Below are 23,642 nucleotides of genomic sequence, written 5' to 3'. Positions count from 1 at the left end.
CACTATCTATATATTCAGATCGCCAGAGTCCGCTGATATGATTTTTCAGGGAGAAGGGGTACGGCAGTATTCATCTCCTTTAATTATAATATTAAAACATATTTTCTAAACATTAATATTAAATACCTGCAATGGATCATCGTAGAGGAAAGTATATCCCAGCAGGTTTCTCAGTTTACTGGACCCTACAATCTTATACGGCTCCTCTTCGGCGGGCAATCTACGCGGCATCTGGATACCGAGGCGTTGTGCGGCGGCCTTGTAGTAATGGCTGCGTTGCGGATGTCCGCTGGCGCAGGCGTTAAACACTTCCCCCCACACCTCTTTTTCTATCACCTGCCGGATAACACCGATGCAGTCGTCCCGGTGGATCACGTTCATGGGCTGGGCGTTGGCTTTCCGGCCTTCCATGATACGGCGCTGGTCCGGTAGCCGGTCGTAGCCAATAAGCCCGCCGAAACGCAGCACAGTGGTATCAAATGCGCCTGATTCCAGCAGCAGGTTTTCTGCTTCCCGCAATGCCATCCCGTTGGGGGTATCGGGCAACTCTTCATTTTCTTCTGTTACCAGTCCGTTGATATCTTTATATACGGAGGTAGAGCTTACAAAGATAACTTTGCGGATAGGCGTGGTTTCTATAAAGCTGCGCAACAGGGCTATTTCAGATACATGTGCATCTTTGCCCCTTTCTTTCCGTGGCGGAACATTTATGATGAGTATGTCGGCATCCCAGAAGGCGTCGGGGCCGGTTAGTACATCTTCCGACAGTACTACGGTGTATGCTTCCAGGCCGAGCGCCTGCAATTCCTGTACGCCCGCAATGCTGGTGCGGGCTCCTTTTACGGAATAGCCCAGGGTTTGCAGGTGCAATGCCAGGGGCTTTCCGAGCCAGCCACAGCTTAAAACACTGATCCTCTCCTTTCTTTCCTGTTTGTGGGTTACTGCTGTGCTGTCCATATAAAATAATATTTTACCGCAATAATGCTGATTACCATCACGAAGGTAACTGCGTGATTAAGGTACATCACCTTGCTGAATTCTCCGTGTTCAATACTGCGTTCATTTTCACCGATGTAAGGCTTATGTACTACCACGCCCTGGTACGAATTGGGACCACCAAAGCGGCAGTCAAGAATCCCTGCCAATGCGGCCTCCGGGTATCCCGAGTTTGGGCTGCTGTGTGCCGGTCCGTATTTAATCATAAAATGCCAGGCACGACTGCTGCCATACAGGAGGATCATCAACAACGCCGTGATACGGGCCGGAATAAAATTAGCTACATCATCCAGGCGGGCGGCAAAGCGTCCAAAATACAGGTATTGCCCGTTCTTATAACCTATCATGGAGTCAAGGGTATTGATCATCTTATACAGCATCATACCGGGCAGGCCCAGCACTGCATAAAAAAACAGTGGCGCTACTACCCCATCGCTCAGGTTTTCCGACATCGATTCAAACACCGCGATACGGATCTGATCCGGTGAGAGATGAGCGGTATCCCTCCCAACTATCCACGACAGCCGCCTGCGGCCGGCTTCCAATCCTTCTTGATGTAAAACATCAAATACTTCTTTGCCTTCCTGCAGCAGGCTTTTGTTGGCCAGCGCAAAAAAAACAAACACTGCACTGAATGCATAGTACACTACTGGCCACCCCGATAGTACTATAAGCGTAAAATAAAAACTTATATACACGGCCACGCACAGTGTAATGGTGAGCAAAGCGCCCTTCCAGAACCTGGCACGGCCCCTGTTCAGCAAACGCGTACCCTGGCTGATCAGCCAACCATAAAGTTTTACCGGATGCGGCCAACTGCGCGGATCTCCCAGCAGCAGGTCGGCGGCATACCCTAACAGTAACGGCAATACGAATGCTAATAGAGGGTCCATTGGCGCAAAGCAGTAGTCAGTAATTGATTATCGGCGGCATTGCGGCAGGCCACCCGGCAATGCCCGGGTCTTAATCCGTAGAAATTAGAGGCATCACGGATCAGCAATCCATACTTCTCCATCAGCCAGGCTTTCAGCGTAGCTGCCGTACCGGTTAATGTTTCAAACAAAAAATAATGCGTATGCGATGTATACACTTTATACTCCGGCATCTTACGGACGCCCTCCCATAAATGAAAAGTTTCCTGCAACAGGCTACCGGTGGCAATGGCAAACTGCTCCGGGTGTTCCAGGATATAGTAGCCGGCTTCCAGCGCCAGGCTATTTACCGACCACGGCATCCGGAAAGTACGGACACGGTCCAGCAGTTGTTTTCTTCCCGCCACATAACCCAGCCGTAATCCGGGGATGCAACACGTTTTTGTCATGGACCTCAGCACCAGTACATTCGGCAACCGGTGCAGGTGCGGCAGCATGGTAGTGGCGTTCAGCGTAAATTGTATATAGGCTTCATCAATGATGAACACCGTATGCTTGTTATGTGTGATGAGTTTTTGCAGGGCCGCTTCATCCAATGCCTGCCCGGTAGGATTGTTAGGATTGCAGATAAATACCAGGTCGCTGCTGAACACTGTATCCGGTGTAAGTTTATCCCATTGCAGGTACTGCACCTGGTGCCGGTATAGCTTACACGCATCTGCGTACTCCGAAAAAGTGGGCGCTACTACCGTAGTAGTGGCTCCTGTGAATGCCTGTGCCACGAGGTAAATAGCTTCCGTGCCTCCATTGGTGACCAGGATGCTGCCAGCAGGCAGGACGGCCTGGCTTTCCAGCAGGGCCTGTAGTTTTGCACCACCAGCATCAGGGTAATGATCTATGCCGGTTACTTTATTCTTCAGATGCTCCTTCAATCCTTCCTGTAAACCGCCGTACCATACGTTGGAGCTGAAGTCAGCTTTCACCTGCTGATTAAACAGGTACCCATCGTCTCCGTGTCCTTGTATCATAATGCAATAATATTATAATTCCAGTGCCTTATAAACAGCCGGAATGTCCAGATGTTCACGGATGTGTGTTGCCAGTTTGTTATATTGTTCCTCTTTAAACCGGCGGTAATCGAACTCCTTTGCTACTGCGGGTTTCCCGCAATGCGCCAGCAGGTCGTTGATCACTGTATCATTATCCAGGATACCATGCAGGTAAGTACCCCAGCAGTTGGCGCGGAGAAAATACCCGTCTGTGCCATCATCGGGAAATGTATTTAGCGGAGAAGGGATGGTGGCGGTAGTATCTCCCATATGAATTTCATATCCTTCACACACTTTCTGCTGATCCCGGTAGTAAAAACTTCTTTGCCGGGTTACTTTTTCTTTCGTAAGCACGGTGGAAACCGGCAGGATACCCAGTCCTGGTATACTTCCTGCAACACCTTCCACACCGTGAGGATCCGCTACCTGTTGGCCCATCATCTGGTAGCCACCGCAAATACCGATCACTGCTTTATTTCGTTTATACGCTTCCGTTATAGCGGCAGCGGTACCGTTATTCCTGATCGAGATCAGGTCGGCGACGGTATTTTTACTGCCTGGCAGGATGATAATGTCTGCTGCAGACAGTTCAGCGGGATTATCTGTATAGAAGATATTCACCCGCTCATCTTTTTCCAGTGCATTAAAATCAGTGAAGTTGGACATATGCCGCAACAACACAATGGCTATATTTATTTGCCCCGCGGCAAACCGTTTTTGTTTCAGCGGTAATGAAACCGCATCCTCTTCTTCAATATGAATATCATGATAATAAGGCAACACGCCAGTTACCGGCACGCCGGTAATGCTTTCCAGCATTGCCCGTCCATCTTCAAATAAACGGATATCGCCACGGAATTTATTGATGATAATACCTTTGATCAATGCTTTTTCTTCCGGCGGCAACAGCGCGATGGTTCCGTATACGCTGCCGAAAATCCCTCCACGGTCAATATCTGCAATGAGATATACTGCTGCCCCGGCATGCAACGCGATCCGCATATTGGTGATATCTTTTGCCCGCAGGTTCAGTTCTGAAATACTGCCCGCACCTTCCATTACCACGGGATTAAACCGTTGCGATAAACGGTTAAACGCACCTTTTACTTCATCAAAGAGGGCACGCTTATCATCTTCCATGAAGTATTCCCAGGCCGATTGATTACCGGCCGGCTTGCCGTGCAGCACCAGCTGGGCGTTGCGATCGCTGGTAGGTTTCAGCAGTACCGGGTTCATATCGGTATGACACGGCACCCCGGCCGCTTCTGCCTGTACGGCCTGCGCACGGCCTATTTCGAAGCCATCGGGCGTTGCGTAGCTGTTGAGCGACATATTCTGGGCCTTAAAAGGCGCCGGAGCATATCCATCCTGTTTAAAAATACGGCAAAACCCGGCAGTGATCACGCTTTTGCCTACATCGGAAGCCGTACCCACAAACATTACCGGCCGGAGTTGTTTCATTCGTTCATGACATTGGTGCTGGCGCGAAGATATTAACTTTAAGATAAGAATACCAGCTTATACCGCCCACAAGACGATGACCAGCACTGTAATTATTTAAATATTTCATCTCCTACCCCACTATTAATCGCCGCCTTTTTCACTTTCATCACCGCATCATAACCACCGGCATTGGTAGTAATGGTAAACGGCAATTGTACACCATTTACGTCGCGGTAATCGGTGAAGTCGGTAGTCGTTTCTTTTTCGTTGCCTTCCTGTCCGGGCAGGGAAACGGTGCGTATTTTCAGGCCCGTTTTTATATCGTAGTAGTTGCGCAGCAATGCCCCGTTGGAGGTAGCAATACTGATAACATAGGTGCTTGTATTATTTACGTCGGCTGTCAGCGGCGCCAGTTCCAGCTTTACATCGTTGGTGCGGTTGAGGTATTGCAACTCCGGGAAAAGGCTGTTCTTATCTTTGAGGATAGCTTTGTCTGCCGGCGAAAGCGGTACTTCCTGTCCCATGCGCATCATACTTATATTACTGCCATTGATCAGCAGCTTAAAGGCAATTAATTTATTAACCGGAATACTTACCACCTGTAGTATTTTATCCGGTTGTTTCACCTGCAAAGTGCGCTCAATAGGTGTTCCCTGGATGTTCCCATCTTCTTCCAACAACAGGTCTTTTACACCATTCAACTTATCGGCCCCGCCTATGGCGTCGATATATTTTTTTAATATAGCCGTGCCCGTAGTACCATCCGGAACAGGTTTACCCAGGTCTGCTTTCCAGCTGTTATTGGCAGGATTGATATCGGGAAAATTACCTGCGGGATCAATGATTACGCTGGTTAGCCTGGTAGTGGAAGGATAGCGGAACGTCCAGTTACTGCCACGCTGCCATACTTCCACGGGCAAATGCATCGTATCTGTTTTACCATTGGCATCTGTTACTGCCAGCACTACCGGCATGGGAAGTTGTTCCAGGTTCTGAATGGTGATGAGTGCCCCCTGTGCAGGATCGTTCTTTACATACTTCACCTCTTTTACGGCCTGGTCCAGTTTCCAGGTATTAAAGAACCAGCCGCGCCAGAACCAGCTGAGGTCTTCGCCGGCAGCATTCTCTATACTTCTGAAAAAGTCCCACGGCGTAGGATGTTTAAATGCCCACCGCTTAATATATTCCCGGAATGCATAGTCGAAACGTTCCGGACCCAGGATCTCATTTCTGAGGAGATTCAGTCCTGCTGCGGGTTTATAATACGCCGCGATGCCATTGTAATTAAGACCAATAACATCCGGGGTATTCATGATGGCTTCTGCGTTAGCAGAAAACAGCATGGGGGCTGATCGCTGCATACTTTGACGCGCAGCGTATTCTCCCATGTTGAAATTTTTGGTAGAGATCCCGTTGATGAAAGTATTGAAGCCTTCATCCATCCAGGCATATTTACGTTCGTTGGAACCTACAATCATAGGGAACCAGTTATGTCCGAACTCATGGTCTGTAACGCCCCAGAGGCCGCCCTTTGTGGATTTCCAGTTACAGAAAACAATACCGGGATATTCCATTCCACCTACAACACCTGCTACATTGGTAGCTACCGGGTAAGTATATACGTACCATTTATCTGAGTAGTGTTCGATACAGCCTTTTACATATTCGGTAGATCTGCCCCAGGCGTTTTTGCCGGCTACTTCTACCGGGTAAAGTGATTGTGCCAGCGCCTTTTTGCCACCGGGCAGGTTAATACGGGCAGCATCCCATATGAAGGCTGCGGAGGCGCCCCAGGCTACATCACGGGTATTTTTACATACGAAATGCCAGGTACGGTTTCCTTTGGGTGTGTTGTTTCTTACGTCTGCGCTGTCGCGGATATACACGGTTTCATCGCTGTTACGCGCTTTGGCAAGCTGGCTCATTTCCTTTGGCGACAATACCTGTGCTTCATTTACCAGTTGCCCCGAGCCTCCTATCAGCAGGCTGGCGGGAGCAGTGATGGTATAATCAAAGTTGCCGTACTCGAGGTAAAATTCCGATGCGCCCAGGTAAGGAATGTTATTCCATCCGAGTACATCGTCATATACCGCCATGCGCGGGTACCATTGTGCTATTTCGTAGATCCATCCGTTAGCAGTGCGCAGCCGGCCGGTGCGGTCGGTACCATATTCCGGGACCGTATAGGCGTAATCTATTTTCAGTTGCAGGGAGGCGCCTGTTTTGAGGGCATCTGCCAGCTTCACCTGCATACGGGTATCATTTACCAGGTAATTGGCGGAGGCGGTTTTCCCGTTGGCAATCACACTTACGCTTTTCAATTCAAAACCCTGTGTGAAGCTCCGGTTGGCAAAACGTTCGCCGGAAGCCGCTACCGTAGCGCTGCCGCGGGAATCTTCCCGGTAGATGTTCTGATCCAGCTGCAGCCATAAAAAGGGCAGTTGGTCCGGGCTGTTATTTTTATAGGTAATGACTACGGAGCCGCTTATACGATGTTGAGCCGTGTCGAGGGTTACGGCCAGTTTATAATCCGCCGCATTCTGCCAGTATTTCGGACCAGGCTGGCCGCCTGCACTGCGGTATTCATTACCGGGAGCGGGATAAAATAGCGGGGAAAAAGCCTCATGCGCATCGTATTTGGATACTGTCTGGCCCATTCCCTGCTGCATCCCGGTGCATAATAGCAAGGATGCGATAGCATAGATTCTGTTGATTTTCATCGGAAGAGAATAGATTTAGAAGCACCGAATATACAGAAAATGCCGGCAGTATAAAACCGTTACAGCGAACAACAAAGTGTGGAATTACTTTGCGGTTCGCTGTAACGGCTTTTTATGGGACACGTTTTTTTAAAGACCGTGTTCTTTTAATTCCTTTTTCACATGTTTAAGACGGAAAGCAAAGATAATGCTGAGGATACCGGTTCCCCAGAAGGCCGCCGCCATAAGTCCCAGTACCGTGGCTACGCCGAGTGCCGGGTTATCGAGAATAAAGATGGAGATAATAATCAGGCCGATCCCTCCTACCAGCAGCCAGCCCCAGTTGGGCACCTTATCTGTTTGCAGCTGGATGGAAAATCCTATCAGGCTGATACCCTTGAACAGGAACCAGAAAGCCAGGAAAAGCGGGATCACCGCCATGCTCACAGAGGGATACAACATCAGGATAAAGCCTATCACCAGATCTATAATGCCTGAGGCAAGCGACCATCCCCAACCGCTGTGTACTTTACGGTTGCCCACTGCAAAAGCAATTTCAAAGATACCCGTCACAAACAGGGTAACGCTGAAGAAAATGCTGAGCAATACATAGCTGCTGAAGGGATTGGAGAAAACAATACAACCTGCAATAAGGAATATGATCCCGTTGAGCAGGTACAACCACCAATACTTCACATTATTCCTGATAGCCGAAATGAATTGTGACATAATAATTACTTTAACGTGATGAAAGGATAGTACTACGTTTCTCTCTAACACATCCCGTAGTAAAATGTTCGCCGGGAATATAGGCGCACAAAAACCGGGGAAAAGCACTTAACTTTGTCCAAATGATTTAAATCATTTATTTAATAAAAGACGGAAACTATCTTTGTGGAATGAATAAGGCGATCAAGCAAGACAGACAGCCACCTAACTGGTGGCACCAGGCAGACTTCATGGGCATTCACGCGGTGCCCTTACTGGCATTCTTCACCGGTACAACAGCATTTGACTGGATATTGTGCGGTGTACTGTATGTAGTACGTATGTTTTTTGTAACGGCTGGTTACCACCGTTATTTCTCGCACCGTGCATTTAAAACGTCGCGGTTCTTCCAGTTTATCCTGGCGGGAGGTGCGCAAAGCAGTTTACAGAAGGGCGCCTTATGGTGGTCGGCCAATCACCGTATTCACCACAAGCACAGCGATACCCCCGAAGATCCGCATTCAGCGAATGTTTACGGCTTCTGGTACGCCCATATCGGCTGGATCATGGGTCCTGAATACAAACCTACCCGTTTTGACCTGATCAAGGATCACAAAGCGAAAGAGTTGCTGTGGCTGAATAAATGGCATATGGTACCTGCAGTGGTATTGGCTATAGCCGTTTATTTTGTGGGTAATAAAGTAAATGGCACCGGCTGGTTCGACTGGTCCGCAGGGTTATCTACCTTATTGATCGGGTTTTTCCTGAGCACTGTGCTGTTATATCATGGTACTTTTACCATCAATTCACTTATGCACAAAATTGGTAATAAGAGATATTATACCGGAGATGAATCCCGCAACAGTGCTATTCTGGCGCTGATCACCCTGGGAGAAGGCTGGCATAACAACCACCACTACTACCAGAGTGCAGCCAGACAGGGTTTCTATTGGTGGGAATTTGATATCACCTACTATGTTATCAAAACATTAGGTTTCCTGGGAATAGTATGGGAAATACGCCCGGTTCCGGCCAAACTGAAAGAAAGCAATAAGCTGAAACAGCAATCTGCTCCACGCGTACCAGTGGAGGAACTGAATTAAGCGGATTTTGTCTTACTCAGGATTAGGCTGATTATACTGATTTAAGGATTTTACTTTTTGGATTTTATACCTGATTTGGGGAGATATAAGTGGATACTTTCGCTTATATCTCCCCAAATCCTTTTAAATCAACAGTGATCAAATCCTTAAATCAGTATAATCAGCCTAATCCTGAGTAAGACAAAATCCGCGTTATTTTTCTATCTTGTCTCCCTAAAATTAAAATTCCATGCAATACACACCCGCAGCAGACAGGTATAACAGTATGACCTACAACAGGTGCGGTAAGAGCGGTTTACAGCTGCCTGCCGTATCACTGGGTTTATGGCACAACTTCGGATCTGTTGATAATTTTGAGAACGGACGCAGTATTATTCATAATGCATTTGATAAGGGTATCACCCATTTTGACCTCGCCAATAACTACGGACCTTTACCCGGCAGTGCGGAAGAGAATTTTGGCAGGGTATTGAAACAGGATTTCACCGGGCATCTGCGGGATGAACTGATCATTTCCACCAAAGCAGGGTATACGATGTGGCCCGGTCCTTATGGCGACTGGGGTTCCCGCAAATACCTTGTTTCCAGCCTGGACCAGAGCTTACGCCGCATGCAGCTCGAATATGTAGACATTTTTTATTCGCATCGTCCGGACCCGGCCACCCCTATTGAAGAAACAATGGGAGCGCTGCACAGCATTGTGCAACAGGGAAAGGCGCTGTACGTGGGACTTTCCAATTATACTGCCGAACAAACAAAAGTAGCGGTGGAAGTATTGAAATCACTCGGTACCCCCTGCCTTATACATCAGCCTAAATACAGTATGTTTGAACGCTGGATAGAAGGCGGACTGCTGGATGTACTGGAAGCCAACGGCGTAGGCTGTATTCCCTTCTCCCCCCTGGCGCAGGGATTACTTACAGACCGTTACCTGAATGGTATCCCCGCCGGTTCCCGCGCCAGCAAGCCTACCGGGTTCCTGCAGGAAGGTGAAGTAACGCCTGAAAGAATTGAGAAAGTGAAAAAGCTGAATGTACTGGCGCAGCAACGCGGCCAATCCCTCGCACAGATGGCGCTGGCCTGGATCCTGAAAGACAAACGGATCACCACCGTATTGATCGGCGCCAGCTCCGTTGCACAACTGGACAACAACCTGGATACGTTGAAAAATACAGCTTTTACAAAAGAAGAACTGGACGCTATCGAAGCGATATTGAAATAGTTTTATAGTGGTTGGCCGTTAGCAGGAGATGCTAACGGCTAACTGTTACTTTCTTCGTTTTGCCCGCTCGTATTGCACCGGCCATTTAATTTCTGCACCCAGTTCATGGGCCGCCCTCAGCGGGAAATAAGGATCACGCAGCATTTCGCGGGCCATCAATACCATATCGGCCCAACCGTTGGCGATGATTGACTCGGCTTCTTCTGCCGTGGTAATTAATCCTACGGCGCCGGTGGCAATACCGGCTTCCTTGCGGATCTTTTCTGCAAAAGGTGTCTGGTATAAAGGTCCCACTTTAATCTGCTGGTGTGCCGCCAATCCGCCGGAAGAACAATCTACCAGGTCCACTCCTTTCTCTTTTACAATGGCAGCCAGCTTTACTGATTCTTCCGGGGTCCAGCCGCCCTCGGCCCAGTCGGTGGCTGAAATGCGCAACAGTAAAGGATATTGCTCCGGCCACACTTCACGTACGGCTTCCACTGTTTCCACGAGGAGCCGGATCCTGTTTTCAAAACTGCCGCCATATTCATCTGTACGTTGATTACTAAGAGGAGATAAAAAGTTGTGCAGGAGATAACCATGCGCACCATGTATTTCTATTACCTGGAAACCTGCCTTCAATGCTCGGATAGCCGCTGCTTTAAAATCGTCTTTCACTTTACGTATGCCTGTTTCCGTGAGTGCTACCGGCACCGGGTACACGTCGTTAAAAGGAATGGCGCTGGGCGCTACCACCTCCCAGCCGCCATCTTCTGCGGGCAGGGCGCGGCTGCCTTCCCAGGGCCTTAATGTGCTGGCTTTCCGGCCGGCATGGGCCAGCTGAATGCCGGGAACGGCGCCCTGCGCGGAGATAAATGCGGTGATTTCCTGCAGCATAGGTATGTGTTCATCCTTCCAGATGCCCAGATCGTGAATGGAAATACGGCCTTCCGGAGATACTGCCGCCGCCTCTGTTAGTACCAGCCCTGCACCACCCACAGCCCGGCTTCCGAGATGCACCAGGTGCCAGTTGGTGGCAAATCCATCGGTGGAAGAATATTCACACATAGGCGATACCGTTATCCTGTTCCGGAAAGTAATTTCCCTCAATTGCAAAGGACTAAACAAATGTGACATAAAACGCTGCTTTTAAGACCGTTAAAATTAAGCATTAATCGTATAGCGAAAACATAATATTCAAGACCCGTCAGGCAAAGCAAATATCCCTGGAAAAGCCTATTTTTAGGGCATATACCTATAAGTCCGATGTACCGTTTCCCTGTCCGATGCAAATTTGTTGTGTCCCTTGTGCTCTGTTTTGTTTTCTGTTTAAGTGCTGTTGCTCAACAAAACGCTGATTTTAGTGCTTCCGCTACCAGCGACTGTGAGTCGCTCATTACCAGTTTCACCGATCTCTCTACCGGCAACCCTACTGCCTGGTTGTGGGACTTTGGGAATGGTACCACATCTACCAAAAAAAATCCCGGCGCTACCTATGTAAAAACCGGGAAATACACCGTATCGCTAAAAGTAACTTTTGGAGATGGCAGTACTAAAACAGCTGTTAAAACAGATTACATTGCCGTAAGGGCAAAACCGGTTGTAAACTTCAGTGTATCTTCCGGTAAAGGATGCGCACCCTTCACCACTACCTTTACGGATAAATCCACCGCGGAAGGAAGCCTGCAAAATTTCAGCTGGGACTTTGGCGATGGCGAAGTGTTACAGAACGGCAGCAGTACTCCCAGCCATACTTATACCAAACCCGGTGTTTACAGCGTCATTCTCACGGTAACTGACAGCTACGGCTGTACGAACTTTAAAGTGCTGGAAAAAGTGGTGGACGTAGCACCAGCCATTGACGCCAATTTTACCGTAGCAGAAAAAACACTGTGCAAAGCACCGGTAGATGTACTATTCACCAACACTTCCAGCGGTCCGGGTACGCTCTCCTATAAGTGGGAATTTGATGATGGCGGCACCAGCACGCTCAAAGATCCGTTGAAACATACCTTTACCACCAAAGGCACGCATAGCATTAAACTAACGGTAACGAACGAACGGGGTTGTGCTGCTACCGCATCGGTTACCGACATCAATGTGGCTAACTACGCAACTACCTTCTCTGCCCCTTCGCTGATATGTACCGGCCAGGCGGCGCAGTTCCAGGCATCCTTTTCGCCCGTTCAGCCGCAAAGTACCACCTGGGAAATCAATGGCGAGTATACCTGGTCGTACCAAAACAGTGTGATTTACAATCCCCTCGCTGAAGGGCCGCTTCATATTAAGCTGACTGCCTTATACGGCAACTGCCCCGATGTGGTGGAAAAAACCGTTACCGTAAAACCAACGCCCACCGGCCAGATAAGTACAGATAACAAACCTATCTGTAATGTGCCGGCTACTGTTAATTTCAAAGACAATATGACGGGCGCCACCAGCTGGAGCTGGACTTTTGATGACGGACAAACCTCCACCCTTCAAAATCCCACACACGTATACAACAATGCAGGCACCTATTATGTACGACTAGTAGCCACCAGCAAAGATGGCTGTTCTAATTACAGCACCAATTACCTGTACATCAGTCAAACCGATGTATACCCATACATGAGCAACAACAACGGTTGCGAAGGGCTTAAAGCAGCTTTTTATGCCAGCATCAACAATAACGATGTGATCAAAACTTACCTCTGGAACTTTGGCGATGGTACTACATCCACCGAAGCACAACCGGAGCATACCTATAGCAAAGCCGGCATGTATACCGTAACACTACAGTATACTACCGGGAACGGCTGTACGGGAACCAGAACAGTACCCGGTACCGTAGCAGTTTATAAAAAACCGGTACCCGACTTTACCTCTCCCGGCGCTCCCGAAGTGTGCGGTAATACGCTCACTACTTTTATCGACAAGTCGGATGTAGGCACCAGCTGGTCGTGGAATTTCGGCGATGGCAGTTATGGCTACAACAGTACTTCCCAGCACAGTTATTCAGAACCCGGCACTTACGATATTACCTTAACGGTTACCAATGGCAGCTGTCCTAATACCATCACTAAACCGGCGTATATAAAAGCCGTCAACCCCTTCCCACGATTCGATATTGAACCGGTGGATTGCAGTAAACGTACAACCGTAACCGTTACCGAGGCTTCTTTGGGCGCCACCAGCTGGAAATGGAGCTGGGGCGACGGTACAGAAACTTCCTATACTAGCCAAAGCAGTAAGGTTACGCATACTTACGCCAAATCGGGTACGTATACGATACAACTCACCACATCTGATGGTCATTGCACTACCTATCTGAGCAAAACAGTGACTATTATAGCGCCATCTCCTGTTATTATCGATGCCGACAAAACAGCGCTTTGCAGTAATGAAACCGTTACTTTTAAAGTAACTTCATCTGCCTCGGGTATTTATCATTATGATCCCTACTACTGGCAGGTGGATGAAAGCACCACCAACTGGGGATGGAACTACGGTACCTATGCGTACACCAATCCGCCGCCTGGTAAGCATAGTGTACGTTTGCTGATGCTTAATCAATTATATTGCTATGATACCAGCAATGTGATGGAAGTGAATGTACGCGGCCCCATTGCAGATTTTAATCTCCCTACAGAAGCACAGTGTAAAGGAACAGAACTCACCTTCACGGATAATACGGATCTTACCTACAGTAATAAAATAGTAAAATGGCAATGGAACTTTGGTGATGGCACTCCCGTACAATCCTTTACCAGCGCTCCATTCAAACATACCTATCAACAGGCCGGAAGTTATTATTATCCTGTAATGACCGTTACAGACCAGGACGGATGCACCAACACCACCAGCGGAAAGTACCTGCAGGTGAATGGCCCGGTAGCATCGTTCTATGCAGACTATTACCTGGTGAAGCCCGGAAGTACCGTTAATTTTGGGAATACCTCCTACGTAACCGGCGGTAATATTACCGACATAAAGTGGAGTTTTGGAGATGGCAACACCTCCAATGAGCCTTACTATGTATCACATTTCTATCCCGACAAAGGCGTATACCCGGTAACGTTAGAGCTGAAAGATAATAACGGCTGTACAGATAAAGTAACACAAAACATTAAAGTATCCGCCGTAGGCGCAGGATTTACCTATACATCAGAATTTGTAAACGGCAGCAAATGCGCCCCGATGATATTCCGTTTCACGAATACGTCCATCAACTACACTTCCTGCTCCTGGGATTTTGGCGACGGCGGCACCTCCGATCAGTTTTACCCGGTACACACTTACACCGAATCCGGGCATTATACCGTGAAGTTAAAAGTAAAAGGCGATGCAGATACAGAAGATGAATACAGCGAGGTGGTAATCGTTACCGGGCCTTACGCCACCATTGCAACCAGTGCCGACGGCGGTTGCCTTGAAAAAGAAATCACCTTTACCATCAAGCCTGAAAATGCCACCACCTTTAGTTGGGACTTCACTGATGGCAATGTGGAACAAACCACTGCACTCGAAATAAAACATCATTTCACAGAACCAGGCATCTACAAACCCCGGTTACTACTAAAAGACGACGCTGGTTGCAAAGGCAGCGCCTTCCTGGATCACCCGGTAGTGATAGATCAGCTGGATATTAAACTGAATCCATCTCCCGCAAAAATATGCGATGCAGGAACACTTACTTTTGAGCCTGAGTTTAACAGCTATTCTGCAGATGAACTAGGCATTACACCTACTTTTACCTGGGCATACGACGCCACACTTACTCCTACTGATATCAATACCACTACGCCGGTATTTCACCTGGATAAATTGGGCGAATATAAATTCGGCATGACGGCCACCACTAAATACGGCTGCACGCAAACGGTAGAAGTACCGGTAAACGTATATCCGAAGCCGTTAGCCGTCATCAGTGCGCCGGATAAGGCATGTAAAGATATACCGGTAACTTTCAGCGGCAGCGTTACCAAAACAAATGACGTTACCTGGAGCTGGGATTTTGGTAATAATACAACCAGTGATATACAGCAACCACCGGCCTTATCTTATTCCCAACCGGGCCTGGTACAGGTGAAGCTCACCGTTACCAGTAAAGACGGCTGCACCGACGAGGTAATACATCCACTAAATATTTTACCGTTACCGGATATCAACGCCAGCGCGCCGGCGGATTTTGTTTGTCTTGGTAACACCACCGTATTACATGCCGGCGGCGGCGGTACTTATGAATGGACGCCCACAACCGGGTTAAATGATCCTTCCATTGCAACGCCCACGGCCTCACCGCTGGTCAACACCACTTACCAGGTAAAAGTAACTGACAACAATGGATGTATCAATAACGATGAAGTAGCGATCCGCGTGGTACAGCCGTTCACGATACAAGCCACTCCTGATACTGTGTTATGCCTCGGCGACAAACTGCCGCTGCATGTATCGGGCACCGACTATTACACGTGGACAGGAACTGGTATCGACAAACCCTCCTCTCCTACGCCGGTAGCCACGCTCACAGGCGCCGGTCAATACGTGTATGAAGTGACCGGGTTTGATAAAGACAATTGTTTCTCTGATAAAACATCCCTTACCGTAAGGGTAAATCCCACGCCCACCGTAAATGCAGGTGTGGACCGTGAAATAATGGCCGGCATTCCCGTATACCTGGCAGCCAACACCAGCAACGATGTGATCCGCTGGCGCTGGACGCCTGCTGAATTCCTGGACTGTGCCACCTGCGCACGGGTACAGGCACTGCCCGATTTCACTACAAAGTACCGGGTAGAAGTAGAAAACGTATATGGCTGTAAGGCTGCCGACGACGTGGTGCTGCACATCCTTTGCAACCAAAGCGCTATATTTATGCCGAACGCGTTTACGCCGAATCGTGATGGCAGGAATGAACGGATCTATCCCAAAGGCAAAGGCGTGAAGGAAATTGAGTGGCTGCGGATCTATGACCGTTGGGGTACCCTGGTGTTTGAGAATACGCACTTTGCTATCAACGCTCCTGCCGCAGGCTGGGATGGCCGTAGTGGTAATAAAGAAGCGCCAATGGGCACTTATATTTATTCCATGCAAACCGTGTGTGAAGGCGGTGAAAAATTTGAGTTTAAGGGAAGTATTACGCTGATAAAATAAAATGACGAACGAAACCATCATACAACACCGGCAGGAACTTAACAGCAACGGCTATACGGTAATACCGGATGTATTCTCTGAAAGTGCCATTGGGGAAATGATTGCTGTGATTGATAGCGCGGATCATACCGGCCCATTGTTCCGGAAAACCAATGACCTCTTCGCCATCCGCCGTTTTTTACAGGAGGTGCCTTCTATTGCCCCGCTGATATTTACACCTGGCATCAGGCAAATTGTCCGGGAGCTGTTTAGCGAACAACATGTTCCCGTTAAATCTATTTATTTTGACAAGCCCGGGCAATCCAACTGGTTTGTGGCCTGGCACCAGGATCTCACCATTTCGGTAGCCGAAAAGCTGCCTGTAGCCGGTTATGGCCCGTGGACTGTAAAGCCCGGCCAGTTTGCCGTACAGCCGCCAACAGACATCCTGGAAAGCATCTATACCCTCCGCATTCATCTTGACGATACGGATGAACAGAACGGCGCATTAAAAGTATTGCCCGGCTCACACGCAAAAGGTGTTTACCGTGCCGACAGTATTGATCTGAACCAAACCCCGGATGTGAGCTGCTGCGTGAAGAAAGGCGGCGTGATGATTATGCGGCCATTGCTGATGCATGCTTCCGGACGCAGCAGCAACGGGCATAACCGGCGGGTAATCCATATTGAATTCAGCGACCGGGAACTGGCGGGTGGACTGCAATGGGCGGAAACGCGTAGGTTGTCTTTCTCCGGATTAGACTGATTAGACTGATTACCTTGATTTTACTTTTGGATTTTATAATGATTAAAAGATTAGGGGAGATATAAGCGAATTTCGCTTATATCTCCCCTAATCTTTTAAATCAAAAGTGATCAAATCCCTAAATCAGTATAATCAGTCTAATCCGGAGAAAGACAACATCCTCTCAATACCCCACGTTCTGTTTCAACGTAGCCGTACCGTTTTTAACGCTAAGATCAATCTGGCGTTGCGGAATCGGGAACCTCACATTTTTGCTGGTGAAGTTGCCGTTCACGATGTCGGTGGTAATATCTTTTTCGTAACTGAAATAGCGGTTCAGTTCTGTTTGCGCAATACCCCAACGTACCAGGTCAAAATAGCGGTGGCCCTCCATTGCCAGTTCCAGCTTGCGTTCAAACTGGATGGCTTTGATGGCCCATGCTTTCCCGTTAGCCGTAAAGGCGCCGGCAGGATATGCTTTGATATTGTACTTCGCTGCGGGCGTGTTGGTATATCCATCCATTGGGTGGGCCGGGTTCAGGTATGTTTTCACCCAGCCAACGGGGTTGGCGGCGCGGGTGCGTACGATGTTTACGTGATCCTGTGCAGTGCTCAAACTTCCGGCCTGTGCCTGGCATTCAGCAGCCATGAGCAGTACATCGGCAAAGCGGATCAGTACATAGTTAATGGCGTTGCCGGGCGCCCAGCCGTTGCCGTCGTAAAACTTATCCTGGGTAGCCTGCATGTATACATTTTTGATGGCGGCATAAGGGCCTGCGGATTGCTGGTCACGTACCCAGTTCATGCCGGGGTGGTTGCCCCAGTCGAGGAAAGGAATACCACGACGGCCAACGGTCCAGTCGAGGCGAGGGTCCAGGTTGCCCGCATCCGGTGTAAAGGCGGCGCTGCTGGCTAACCCCATGTCATTTTTTACGGGATGATCATTAAAGTTATCGATGTAAGGCAGGCCGTTGGCATCGGTGCGGTAAGAGTTTACCAGGTCCTGTGAGGGTTGGTAGAAGCCGCAGCAGCTGAAAGGTCCGTTGTAAGGATAGTTCAGCATTTCGCCCTGGTTAGCATTGCCGGTGCCACCGGAACCATCGTTGGCGCTGTACTGGATAGAGAAAACCGCTTCACTGTTATTCTCTGTAAAAGCATCAAAATTATCATGGAACTTTGTAGTGAGGGCGTAAGGAGTTCCTTTGGCAGTAACGCCGTGTGCAATCACATCTTCAAAGATGGGCATGGCTTCCGCGTACTTCTTTTCATAGAGCAGTGTTTTAGCCAGGTAGGCTTTGGCGGCCCAGCTGTTAGCCCGACCAATTACATCCTGTATTTCATTGAGATTTTCAGCCGCATATTTAAAATCCGCTTCAATCATTGGCCACACGTCTTTATCGTTGGGTATCTTGTATTCATCTACATCCAGCTTGTTATAGCTGTTGGAATTTTCATCTACCCAGGGAACATTATCAAACATCTTTTTCAGGTCTGAATAATAATGCCCGCGAAGGAACCGGGCTTCCGCTGCCAGTTCTTTCTTCTCCTCTTCCGTCATATCTGTAACGTTTGGAAGGATGTGTAATACAAAGTTACAGCGGCGCACACCTTCATAATTTACGCGCCATTTATCATTAAAGAAGCCGTTGGTGGCATTTCCCACGAACGTACCTATTTGCAATATGGCGGCGGCATCGCCGGGATCGCTGCCTTTATGGGCATCCCCACCGCATACGCTGCCATAGATCCAGTTGTCGGGCGACACGGCAAAACCGCTGCCACCGGAGATGTTCACCATATCTCCATCTTTAAAATCCTGGCCGTCCAACGCGCCATAGGCGCCTATGAGCAATGTATTCACGCCTTTTTTATTGGTGAGGGAAGATTCTTCCAGGGAAGATTGTGGTGTGCGTTCGAGAAAACTCTTACTACAACCGGAAATAAAGGGAGTTGCAATCACCGCACTCAATAGTATATGATATAATGATTTCATGATCCTGCTTTTTTTAAATGAGCAATTGTTAGAAACCCAGGTTAATTCCAATGAGGAACTGGCGCTGGTTGGGGTAGGCGCCTTCGTCTACACCAAAGTCCGTGATATCGGAACCACCGATTTCAGGATCCAGGCCGGAGTATTTTGTAATGGTGAATACGTTGGCCGCCTGGATATACACCCGCAGCTTTTCTACGTGTATGCCCGACAGCAATTTAGTGGGCAGGGTATAGCCGAGCTGCATATTTTTGGCCCGGAGATAAGCGCCGTTTTCCACCATATAAGAGTTGGGGACGCCCTGTGTGCTGGTAGATCCATCCACTTCCTGGATAGGCGCTGTTGCGTTGTGGTGATCGGGACGCCAGGAATCATATAAGGCAGTTTTGCTTTTGGCGCTTTCAAAAGATGGGTAGAAATCGCGCCACCAGCGCACGTTATTCCAGATCTGGTTGCCATGTGTACCGAAGAGGAAAATGCTGAAATCAAATCCTTTGTAAGTTACGCCCAGGTTGATACCGTAGGAGAAGTCGGGGTTAGGATTGCCGAGGAAGGTACGGTCGTCCGGTGTAATGATACCATCGCCGTTCACATCCTGGTAGCGGAAGCGGCCGAGCCCTTCGCCTTCCTGGTAAATGGCGTCGGTACTATTGGTTACTTTCTTCGCCTGTTCATCTGCTGCTGCAATTTCTGATTCTTCGTTCCAGAAGCCGATCACTTTATATCCAAAGAAAGAGGAAACCGGCTGTCCTACTGCATTGCGGATGATGTTGCTGCCATCGAAGCGGCGACCGTCGCTATCGAAGTAGTCTACTCCATCTGCAATTTTTACGATTTTATTTTTGTAGGTGGTAAGCGTACCGCTGATATTTAACTGCAGATCTTTGTTGATATTTTTATGCCAGCCGATGGAGAAATCGAACCCTTCATTTTTCATGCGGGCGATATTTACAAACGGCTGCGCGCCAGTGCCGGCCAGTCCGGGCAGTTCCGGATTGTACAGCAGGTCTTTGATGTCTTTGCGGTAGTAGTCGGCCGAGAAGTCCAGTTGTCCGTTAAACAGACTGGCATCGATACCGATATTTGCATTCACATCACTTTCCCATTTGGCATCGGGGTTACCGATTTGTGTGCCTGCAAAGCCTGCGTTGAGACCATTGTTAACGCCGGCCAGGTCGTAATAGGAAGAGTTGCGGTTACCACCGTACAGGAAGTAGCCGTTGTTAACGCTGAGGTTTAACTGGTTGCCCATGATCCCCCATCCGCCGCGGATCTTCAGGTCGGAGATCCAGGTGATCTTCTTCATAAATTCTTCCTGTGAAATACGCCATCCTGCAGTAATAGCAGGGAAGGTACCGTAATGATCATTTACAAATTTGGAGGACCCATCGCGGCGCAGGGTGGCGCTTAAAAGATAGCGGTCGTTGAATGAATAATCCACGCGACCCAGGATAGAAAACAGTCCTTCTGATTGGCGGTTGCTGTAGTTGGTTTGCGTACCGGTACCAGTGCTCAGGTCGGGGAAGTAATCATCGAAAGTAAAATAATCTTTCGTGGTACCACCTACTGCGCGGCTACGGCTATCAAAAGATTCCGTGCCGGCAATTATTTTCAGGTCGTGTTTATTAAAGGTCTGGTGATAAGTAAGGGTATTGGTCCAGGTCCAGCTGTGTGCGTTGTTAGATCCTTCTGTGTAAGAATTGCTGGTAGAATTTTCTTTGTTTTCATACTGCGGGAACAGGAAAGAGTGCGACCAGCCGGAGGCTACTTCCCCACCGAAGCTGGTGCGGAAAGTCAGGTACCTGAGGAAGTCTACTTCTCCATATACATTACCAAACAAACGGGTATTCAATCCTTTATTATTCCGGGTACGGTATTGCATGGCTACCGGGTTAAAAGCGTCGCCCAGTGCGTCTCCGGAGGAGCCGGCAAAGTTGCCTTTGATATCATATACCGGTATAATGCTCTGTTCGCGCATAGCATGACCAATAGCGGCATCCGACGTATTAATATCTACCGAAGGATTTTCTGACATCGAAAAAGCGAGGTTCTCTCCCACCCTGATACCGGGTGTGATATTATACTGGGTGTTGGAACGCACGGTATATCTTCTCAGGTAGGTGTTCATTAAAGTACCTTGCTGATTAAAATAATTCAGGGAGAAGAGATAGTTCCCTTTATCGCCGCCGCCGCTTACAGCCACATTATGACTGGTAATAGGCGCCGGACGGAAGATCTCGCGGTACCAGTTGGTACCTGCTTTGTTGGCCCTTGAAATCTGGTAGAAGCTATTATAATCGTCGAGGTCAGTATAGTTTGGATTTACATAATAGAGAGATGGATCAACGGAGGGATCTCCTTCCATTGCGCCCGATGGCAGGATATAATCCGGAATAACAGGTTTTGTACCATTGCCATAGAGTTCCGTTCCGGGATCAAGTCCGGAATTTTTATAGGCCAGCCACCGGAGATCGCCCTGCTCCTGCGGGTTGAGGGTATTCCATACGTTGCCATTTTTCGGATACTGGCGGCCGTAGTAGCCATCGTAAGCCACCTTTACTTTGCCGGAGCCGCGGCGGGTAGTGATGATGATCACCCCGTTGGAGGCGCGGGAACCGTAGATGGAAGCAGCACCGGCATCTTTCAATACCTGCAGGCTGGCTACATCGTTGGGATTGAGGTCGGCGATATCGGTGGTAGGTACCCCGTCCACTACATACAACGGGGAATTGGCGCCAAAGGTATTTACGCCGCGGATACGGATCTGCGGGGATTCTCCCGGCTGACCGGAGCCTATAACGGTAACGCCTGATGCCTGTCCCTGTAACTGTTCAGTTACCTGGCCGGAGGGTTGTTTTTTCAGGTTATCGATATTCACTACGGCTACGGAGCCGGTGAGGTCTTTCTTCTTTTGCGTGGTGTAACCCGTTACTACTATTTCATTCAATGCGCTGGAACCTTCTTTCATGGTAACGTTGATGAGTGATCTACCGCCAACGGGTATACGCTGTGCTTCGTAGCCGATGAAAGTGATATCCAGTTCATCACTGCTTCTTCCCGGCGCCGCTATAGTATAAGAGCCGTCTGCATTGGAAACAGTGCCGATGTTGGTTCCCGCGATGCGGACAGTTACACCGGCTACGGGGTTACCCTTTTCATCCCTTACCACGCCTTTTACCGGGTGCTGTTGCTGTATGGTGGTGGGTTCTGCAGGAGCGGGAACAATGGTTTTTTCGGTGACCATGTAAAAGTGTTCCCTTACCTTTTCGAAGTGCAGGTTAAAGGGAGACAATGCCTTGCCGAGTGCTTCTTCGGCCGACTGGCACGCAGCTACCGACAATTGTATTTTTTTGTTTTTAACCAGGTTGCTTTTGTAGGCGATGGATACCTTGAAGTGTTCTTCGATCAGGTGAAGAACAGTTTTCAGGGATGATTCATCTGGTTGTGCTTCCGCACTGTTACCGGTTTCGGGGGGAACCGGGTGGTTGCCGGCATCAGCTAATTCCTGGGCTGATACCGTTTGGGACAGGAAATACAGGGCCAATGCTTGCATCAGCAAAACACGTAAACCTTTTTTCATCTTGAACAGGTTTTAACGATTAAGAATAAGACATCTATAAAATCGGGCGGCGAGTGTTACGGTTTATGGATCCAGACTTCATCGCCTCTTTGGTTGAATTGCATACGGAAAACCTTACCCAGCTGTGTCATCATGGTATCGGCGTTGTAAATGATAGGCATTGAACCCGATACTTTATAGTTTAATAGTTGTGTGTCACGAACGATTAGTTTTTTACCAAACACCTGTTCCATAAAAACGGCCGCATCTGCCAGTGTAAAATCATCCATGATTAACCGGCCGGTGTGCCAGGAGGTGTAGTGTATGGCATCTACACTTTTCTTGGTATAATCGCCATCCTGTTTGTTGTAGCGGAGCATTTCCCCGGGCTGCAGGTATAGCGCTGCAGCTTTTCCTTTATTGGTTTCGCCGATATTGAGCAGGATACTTCCCTGCTGCAGTACTACTACTATTTCTTTACCGGCGCTGTTTACGTTGAACTGTGTACCCAGCACTTCCACATCGAGATTATCGTATGTATGAACGATAAATTTCTGTTGGGAGGCGGTATGTTTTACATGAAAGAAAGCTTCTCCATCGAGCCATACTTCGCGCTGCCCGTTTCCGGCTACGGCATACAACAGGCGGGAATCGGCGTTCAGCGTCACTTCCGAGCTATCCGGCAGCATCAGGTTCCTGGTTTCTCCCAGCCGGGTGAAAGTGCTGAGGATGGCAGGTTTCGGCCCTGAAGGCTTCCACCACCACCATGCTGCGGTGACCAGGATGCCCAGTATAACGGCGGCGGCATATTTGCCCACGCTTCTCCAGATGGATGGACGCTCCGGCATCGCTGCGGCCTCCTCCTCTTCTTCCAGTCCATTCAGCACGGCATCCCACAGTTGTTCCTTGTCCGGTGCGGACAGGGAATAATCGCGGAAGCGGATGCTTTGCACGAGTTGCCTGGCATTGCTGATGAGCGGTTCTTTCTCCGGGTGTTGTCTGAGCCATGATTCCCAGAACACATTCCTTTGCTCCGGGTGTAATACCCATTGCTGAAAGTCTTCATCCATTGCAAACTCCCGGGCGGTGTACGATAAATAGTTACTGGCTGCCAAGAGAACGTGCTTTTACCTAAAGAGCAGGTAACGCTTAAAATCTCATCA

The 23,642-nt window shown here is 48.8% G+C and carries 14 protein-coding genes; 4 read left to right on the top strand and 10 right to left on the bottom strand.

Annotated features, from left to right (window positions below; genetic code table 11):
* Nucleotides 1-105 precede the first annotated feature (105 nt).
* The 6 genes from PV783_RS17555 to PV783_RS17530 form a co-directional block, all read right to left on the bottom strand.
* A complete protein-coding gene (locus PV783_RS17555) occupies nucleotides 106-957 on the bottom strand; it encodes an SDR family NAD(P)-dependent oxidoreductase (protein WP_420988981.1) in 852 nt (283 codons plus the stop codon).
* A complete protein-coding gene (cbiB, locus tag PV783_RS17550) occupies nucleotides 939-1,889 on the bottom strand; it encodes an adenosylcobinamide-phosphate synthase CbiB (protein WP_079467752.1) in 951 nt (316 codons plus the stop codon). The genes PV783_RS17555 and cbiB overlap by 19 nt, the downstream gene beginning before the upstream one ends.
* Nucleotides 1,874-2,896: a pyridoxal phosphate-dependent aminotransferase gene (locus tag PV783_RS17545; protein ID WP_420988980.1), complete on the bottom strand. Its 1,023-nt coding sequence runs from the start codon at nucleotides 2,894-2,896 to the stop codon at nucleotides 1,874-1,876. Before PV783_RS17545 ends, cbiB begins: the two co-directional genes overlap by 16 nt.
* A gap of 12 nt (nucleotides 2,897-2,908) precedes the next feature.
* Complete coding sequence (locus PV783_RS17540; RefSeq protein WP_420988979.1) at nucleotides 2,909-4,378, bottom strand: cobyric acid synthase; 1,470 nt, start codon at nucleotides 4,376-4,378, stop codon at nucleotides 2,909-2,911.
* Nucleotides 4,379-4,470: 92 nt separating this feature from the next.
* Nucleotides 4,471-7,080: a M1 family metallopeptidase gene (locus PV783_RS17535; RefSeq protein ID WP_420988978.1), complete on the bottom strand. Its 2,610-nt coding sequence runs from the start codon at nucleotides 7,078-7,080 to the stop codon at nucleotides 4,471-4,473.
* Between the two features lie 129 nt (nucleotides 7,081-7,209).
* On the bottom strand, nucleotides 7,210-7,788 hold the full coding sequence (locus tag PV783_RS17530; protein ID WP_111580643.1) for an HdeD family acid-resistance protein: 579 nt from the start codon (nucleotides 7,786-7,788) through the stop codon (nucleotides 7,210-7,212).
* Between the two features lie 170 nt (nucleotides 7,789-7,958).
* Between PV783_RS17530 and PV783_RS17525 the strand changes: the two genes are divergently transcribed.
* Together PV783_RS17525 and mgrA are read left to right on the top strand one after the other, a co-directional pair.
* Complete coding sequence (locus tag PV783_RS17525) at nucleotides 7,959-8,870, top strand: acyl-CoA desaturase (protein WP_079467756.1); 912 nt, start codon at nucleotides 7,959-7,961, stop codon at nucleotides 8,868-8,870.
* Nucleotides 8,871-9,099: 229 nt separating this feature from the next.
* A complete protein-coding gene (gene mgrA / locus PV783_RS17520) occupies nucleotides 9,100-10,092 on the top strand; it encodes an L-glyceraldehyde 3-phosphate reductase (protein WP_111580644.1) in 993 nt (330 codons plus the stop codon).
* A gap of 45 nt (nucleotides 10,093-10,137) precedes the next feature.
* Here the strand turns inward: mgrA and namA are convergent, their stop codons facing one another.
* Nucleotides 10,138-11,208, bottom strand: coding sequence for an NADPH dehydrogenase NamA (gene namA, locus PV783_RS17515; RefSeq protein WP_363435732.1), 1,071 nt, complete (start codon nucleotides 11,206-11,208; stop codon nucleotides 10,138-10,140).
* A gap of 171 nt (nucleotides 11,209-11,379) precedes the next feature.
* On the opposite strand from namA, the gene PV783_RS17510 reads away from it, so the two are divergent.
* Nucleotides 11,380-16,206: a PKD domain-containing protein gene (locus PV783_RS17510; protein ID WP_420988977.1), complete on the top strand. Its 4,827-nt coding sequence runs from the start codon at nucleotides 11,380-11,382 to the stop codon at nucleotides 16,204-16,206.
* A 1-nt stretch (nucleotide 16,207) separates the two neighbouring features.
* Nucleotides 16,208-16,951: a phytanoyl-CoA dioxygenase family protein gene (locus PV783_RS17505; protein WP_420988976.1), complete on the top strand. Its 744-nt coding sequence runs from the start codon at nucleotides 16,208-16,210 to the stop codon at nucleotides 16,949-16,951.
* A 163-nt stretch (nucleotides 16,952-17,114) separates the two neighbouring features.
* Here the strand turns inward: PV783_RS17505 and PV783_RS17500 are convergent, their stop codons facing one another.
* Genes PV783_RS17500 through PV783_RS17490 form a run of 3 tightly spaced genes read right to left on the bottom strand, consistent with a single transcriptional unit; the run spans nucleotide 17,115 to nucleotide 23,594 of the window.
* Nucleotides 17,115-18,923 carry a RagB/SusD family nutrient uptake outer membrane protein gene (locus tag PV783_RS17500; RefSeq protein ID WP_420988975.1) on the bottom strand — a complete coding sequence of 603 codons (1,809 nt, stop codon included), beginning with the start codon at nucleotides 18,921-18,923 and terminating at the stop codon, nucleotides 17,115-17,117.
* A gap of 28 nt (nucleotides 18,924-18,951) precedes the next feature.
* Nucleotides 18,952-22,500: a SusC/RagA family TonB-linked outer membrane protein gene (locus tag PV783_RS17495; protein WP_420988974.1), complete on the bottom strand. Its 3,549-nt coding sequence runs from the start codon at nucleotides 22,498-22,500 to the stop codon at nucleotides 18,952-18,954.
* Between the two features lie 56 nt (nucleotides 22,501-22,556).
* On the bottom strand, nucleotides 22,557-23,594 hold the full coding sequence (locus tag PV783_RS17490) for a FecR domain-containing protein (protein ID WP_420988973.1): 1,038 nt from the start codon (nucleotides 23,592-23,594) through the stop codon (nucleotides 22,557-22,559).
* Nucleotides 23,595-23,642: the final 48 nt, after the last annotated feature.

Source organism: Chitinophaga sp. CC14, from assembly GCF_048957795.1.
Taxonomy (GTDB): Bacteria; Bacteroidota; Bacteroidia; order Chitinophagales; family Chitinophagaceae; genus Chitinophaga; species Chitinophaga ginsengisegetis.
This window is presented reverse-complemented; position numbering and strand designations above follow the sequence as displayed.

What these genes read in the sequence shown, in the direction of transcription:
- PV783_RS17555 (WP_420988981.1), bottom strand. Translation starts at nt 957, where the DNA reads ATGGACAGCACAGCAGTAACCCACAAACAGGAAAGAAAGGAGAGGATC.
- cbiB (WP_079467752.1), bottom strand. Translation starts at nt 1,889, where the DNA reads ATGGACCCTCTATTAGCATTCGTATTGCCGTTACTGTTAGGGTATGCC.
- PV783_RS17545 (WP_420988980.1), bottom strand. Translation starts at nt 2,896, where the DNA reads ATGATACAAGGACACGGAGACGATGGGTACCTGTTTAATCAGCAGGTG.
- PV783_RS17540 (WP_420988979.1), bottom strand. Translation starts at nt 4,378, where the DNA reads ATGAAACAACTCCGGCCGGTAATGTTTGTGGGTACGGCTTCCGATGTA.
- PV783_RS17535 (WP_420988978.1), bottom strand. Translation starts at nt 7,080, where the DNA reads ATGAAAATCAACAGAATCTATGCTATCGCATCCTTGCTATTATGCACC.
- PV783_RS17530 (WP_111580643.1), bottom strand. Translation starts at nt 7,788, where the DNA reads ATGTCACAATTCATTTCGGCTATCAGGAATAATGTGAAGTATTGGTGG.
- PV783_RS17525 (WP_079467756.1), top strand. Translation starts at nt 7,959, where the DNA reads ATGAATAAGGCGATCAAGCAAGACAGACAGCCACCTAACTGGTGGCAC.
- mgrA (WP_111580644.1), top strand. Translation starts at nt 9,100, where the DNA reads ATGCAATACACACCCGCAGCAGACAGGTATAACAGTATGACCTACAAC.
- namA (WP_363435732.1), bottom strand. Translation starts at nt 11,208, where the DNA reads ATGTCACATTTGTTTAGTCCTTTGCAATTGAGGGAAATTACTTTCCGG.
- PV783_RS17505 (WP_420988976.1), top strand. Translation starts at nt 16,208, where the DNA reads ATGACGAACGAAACCATCATACAACACCGGCAGGAACTTAACAGCAAC.
- PV783_RS17500 (WP_420988975.1), bottom strand. Translation starts at nt 18,923, where the DNA reads ATGAAATCATTATATCATATACTATTGAGTGCGGTGATTGCAACTCCC.
- PV783_RS17495 (WP_420988974.1), bottom strand. Translation starts at nt 22,500, where the DNA reads ATGAAAAAAGGTTTACGTGTTTTGCTGATGCAAGCATTGGCCCTGTAT.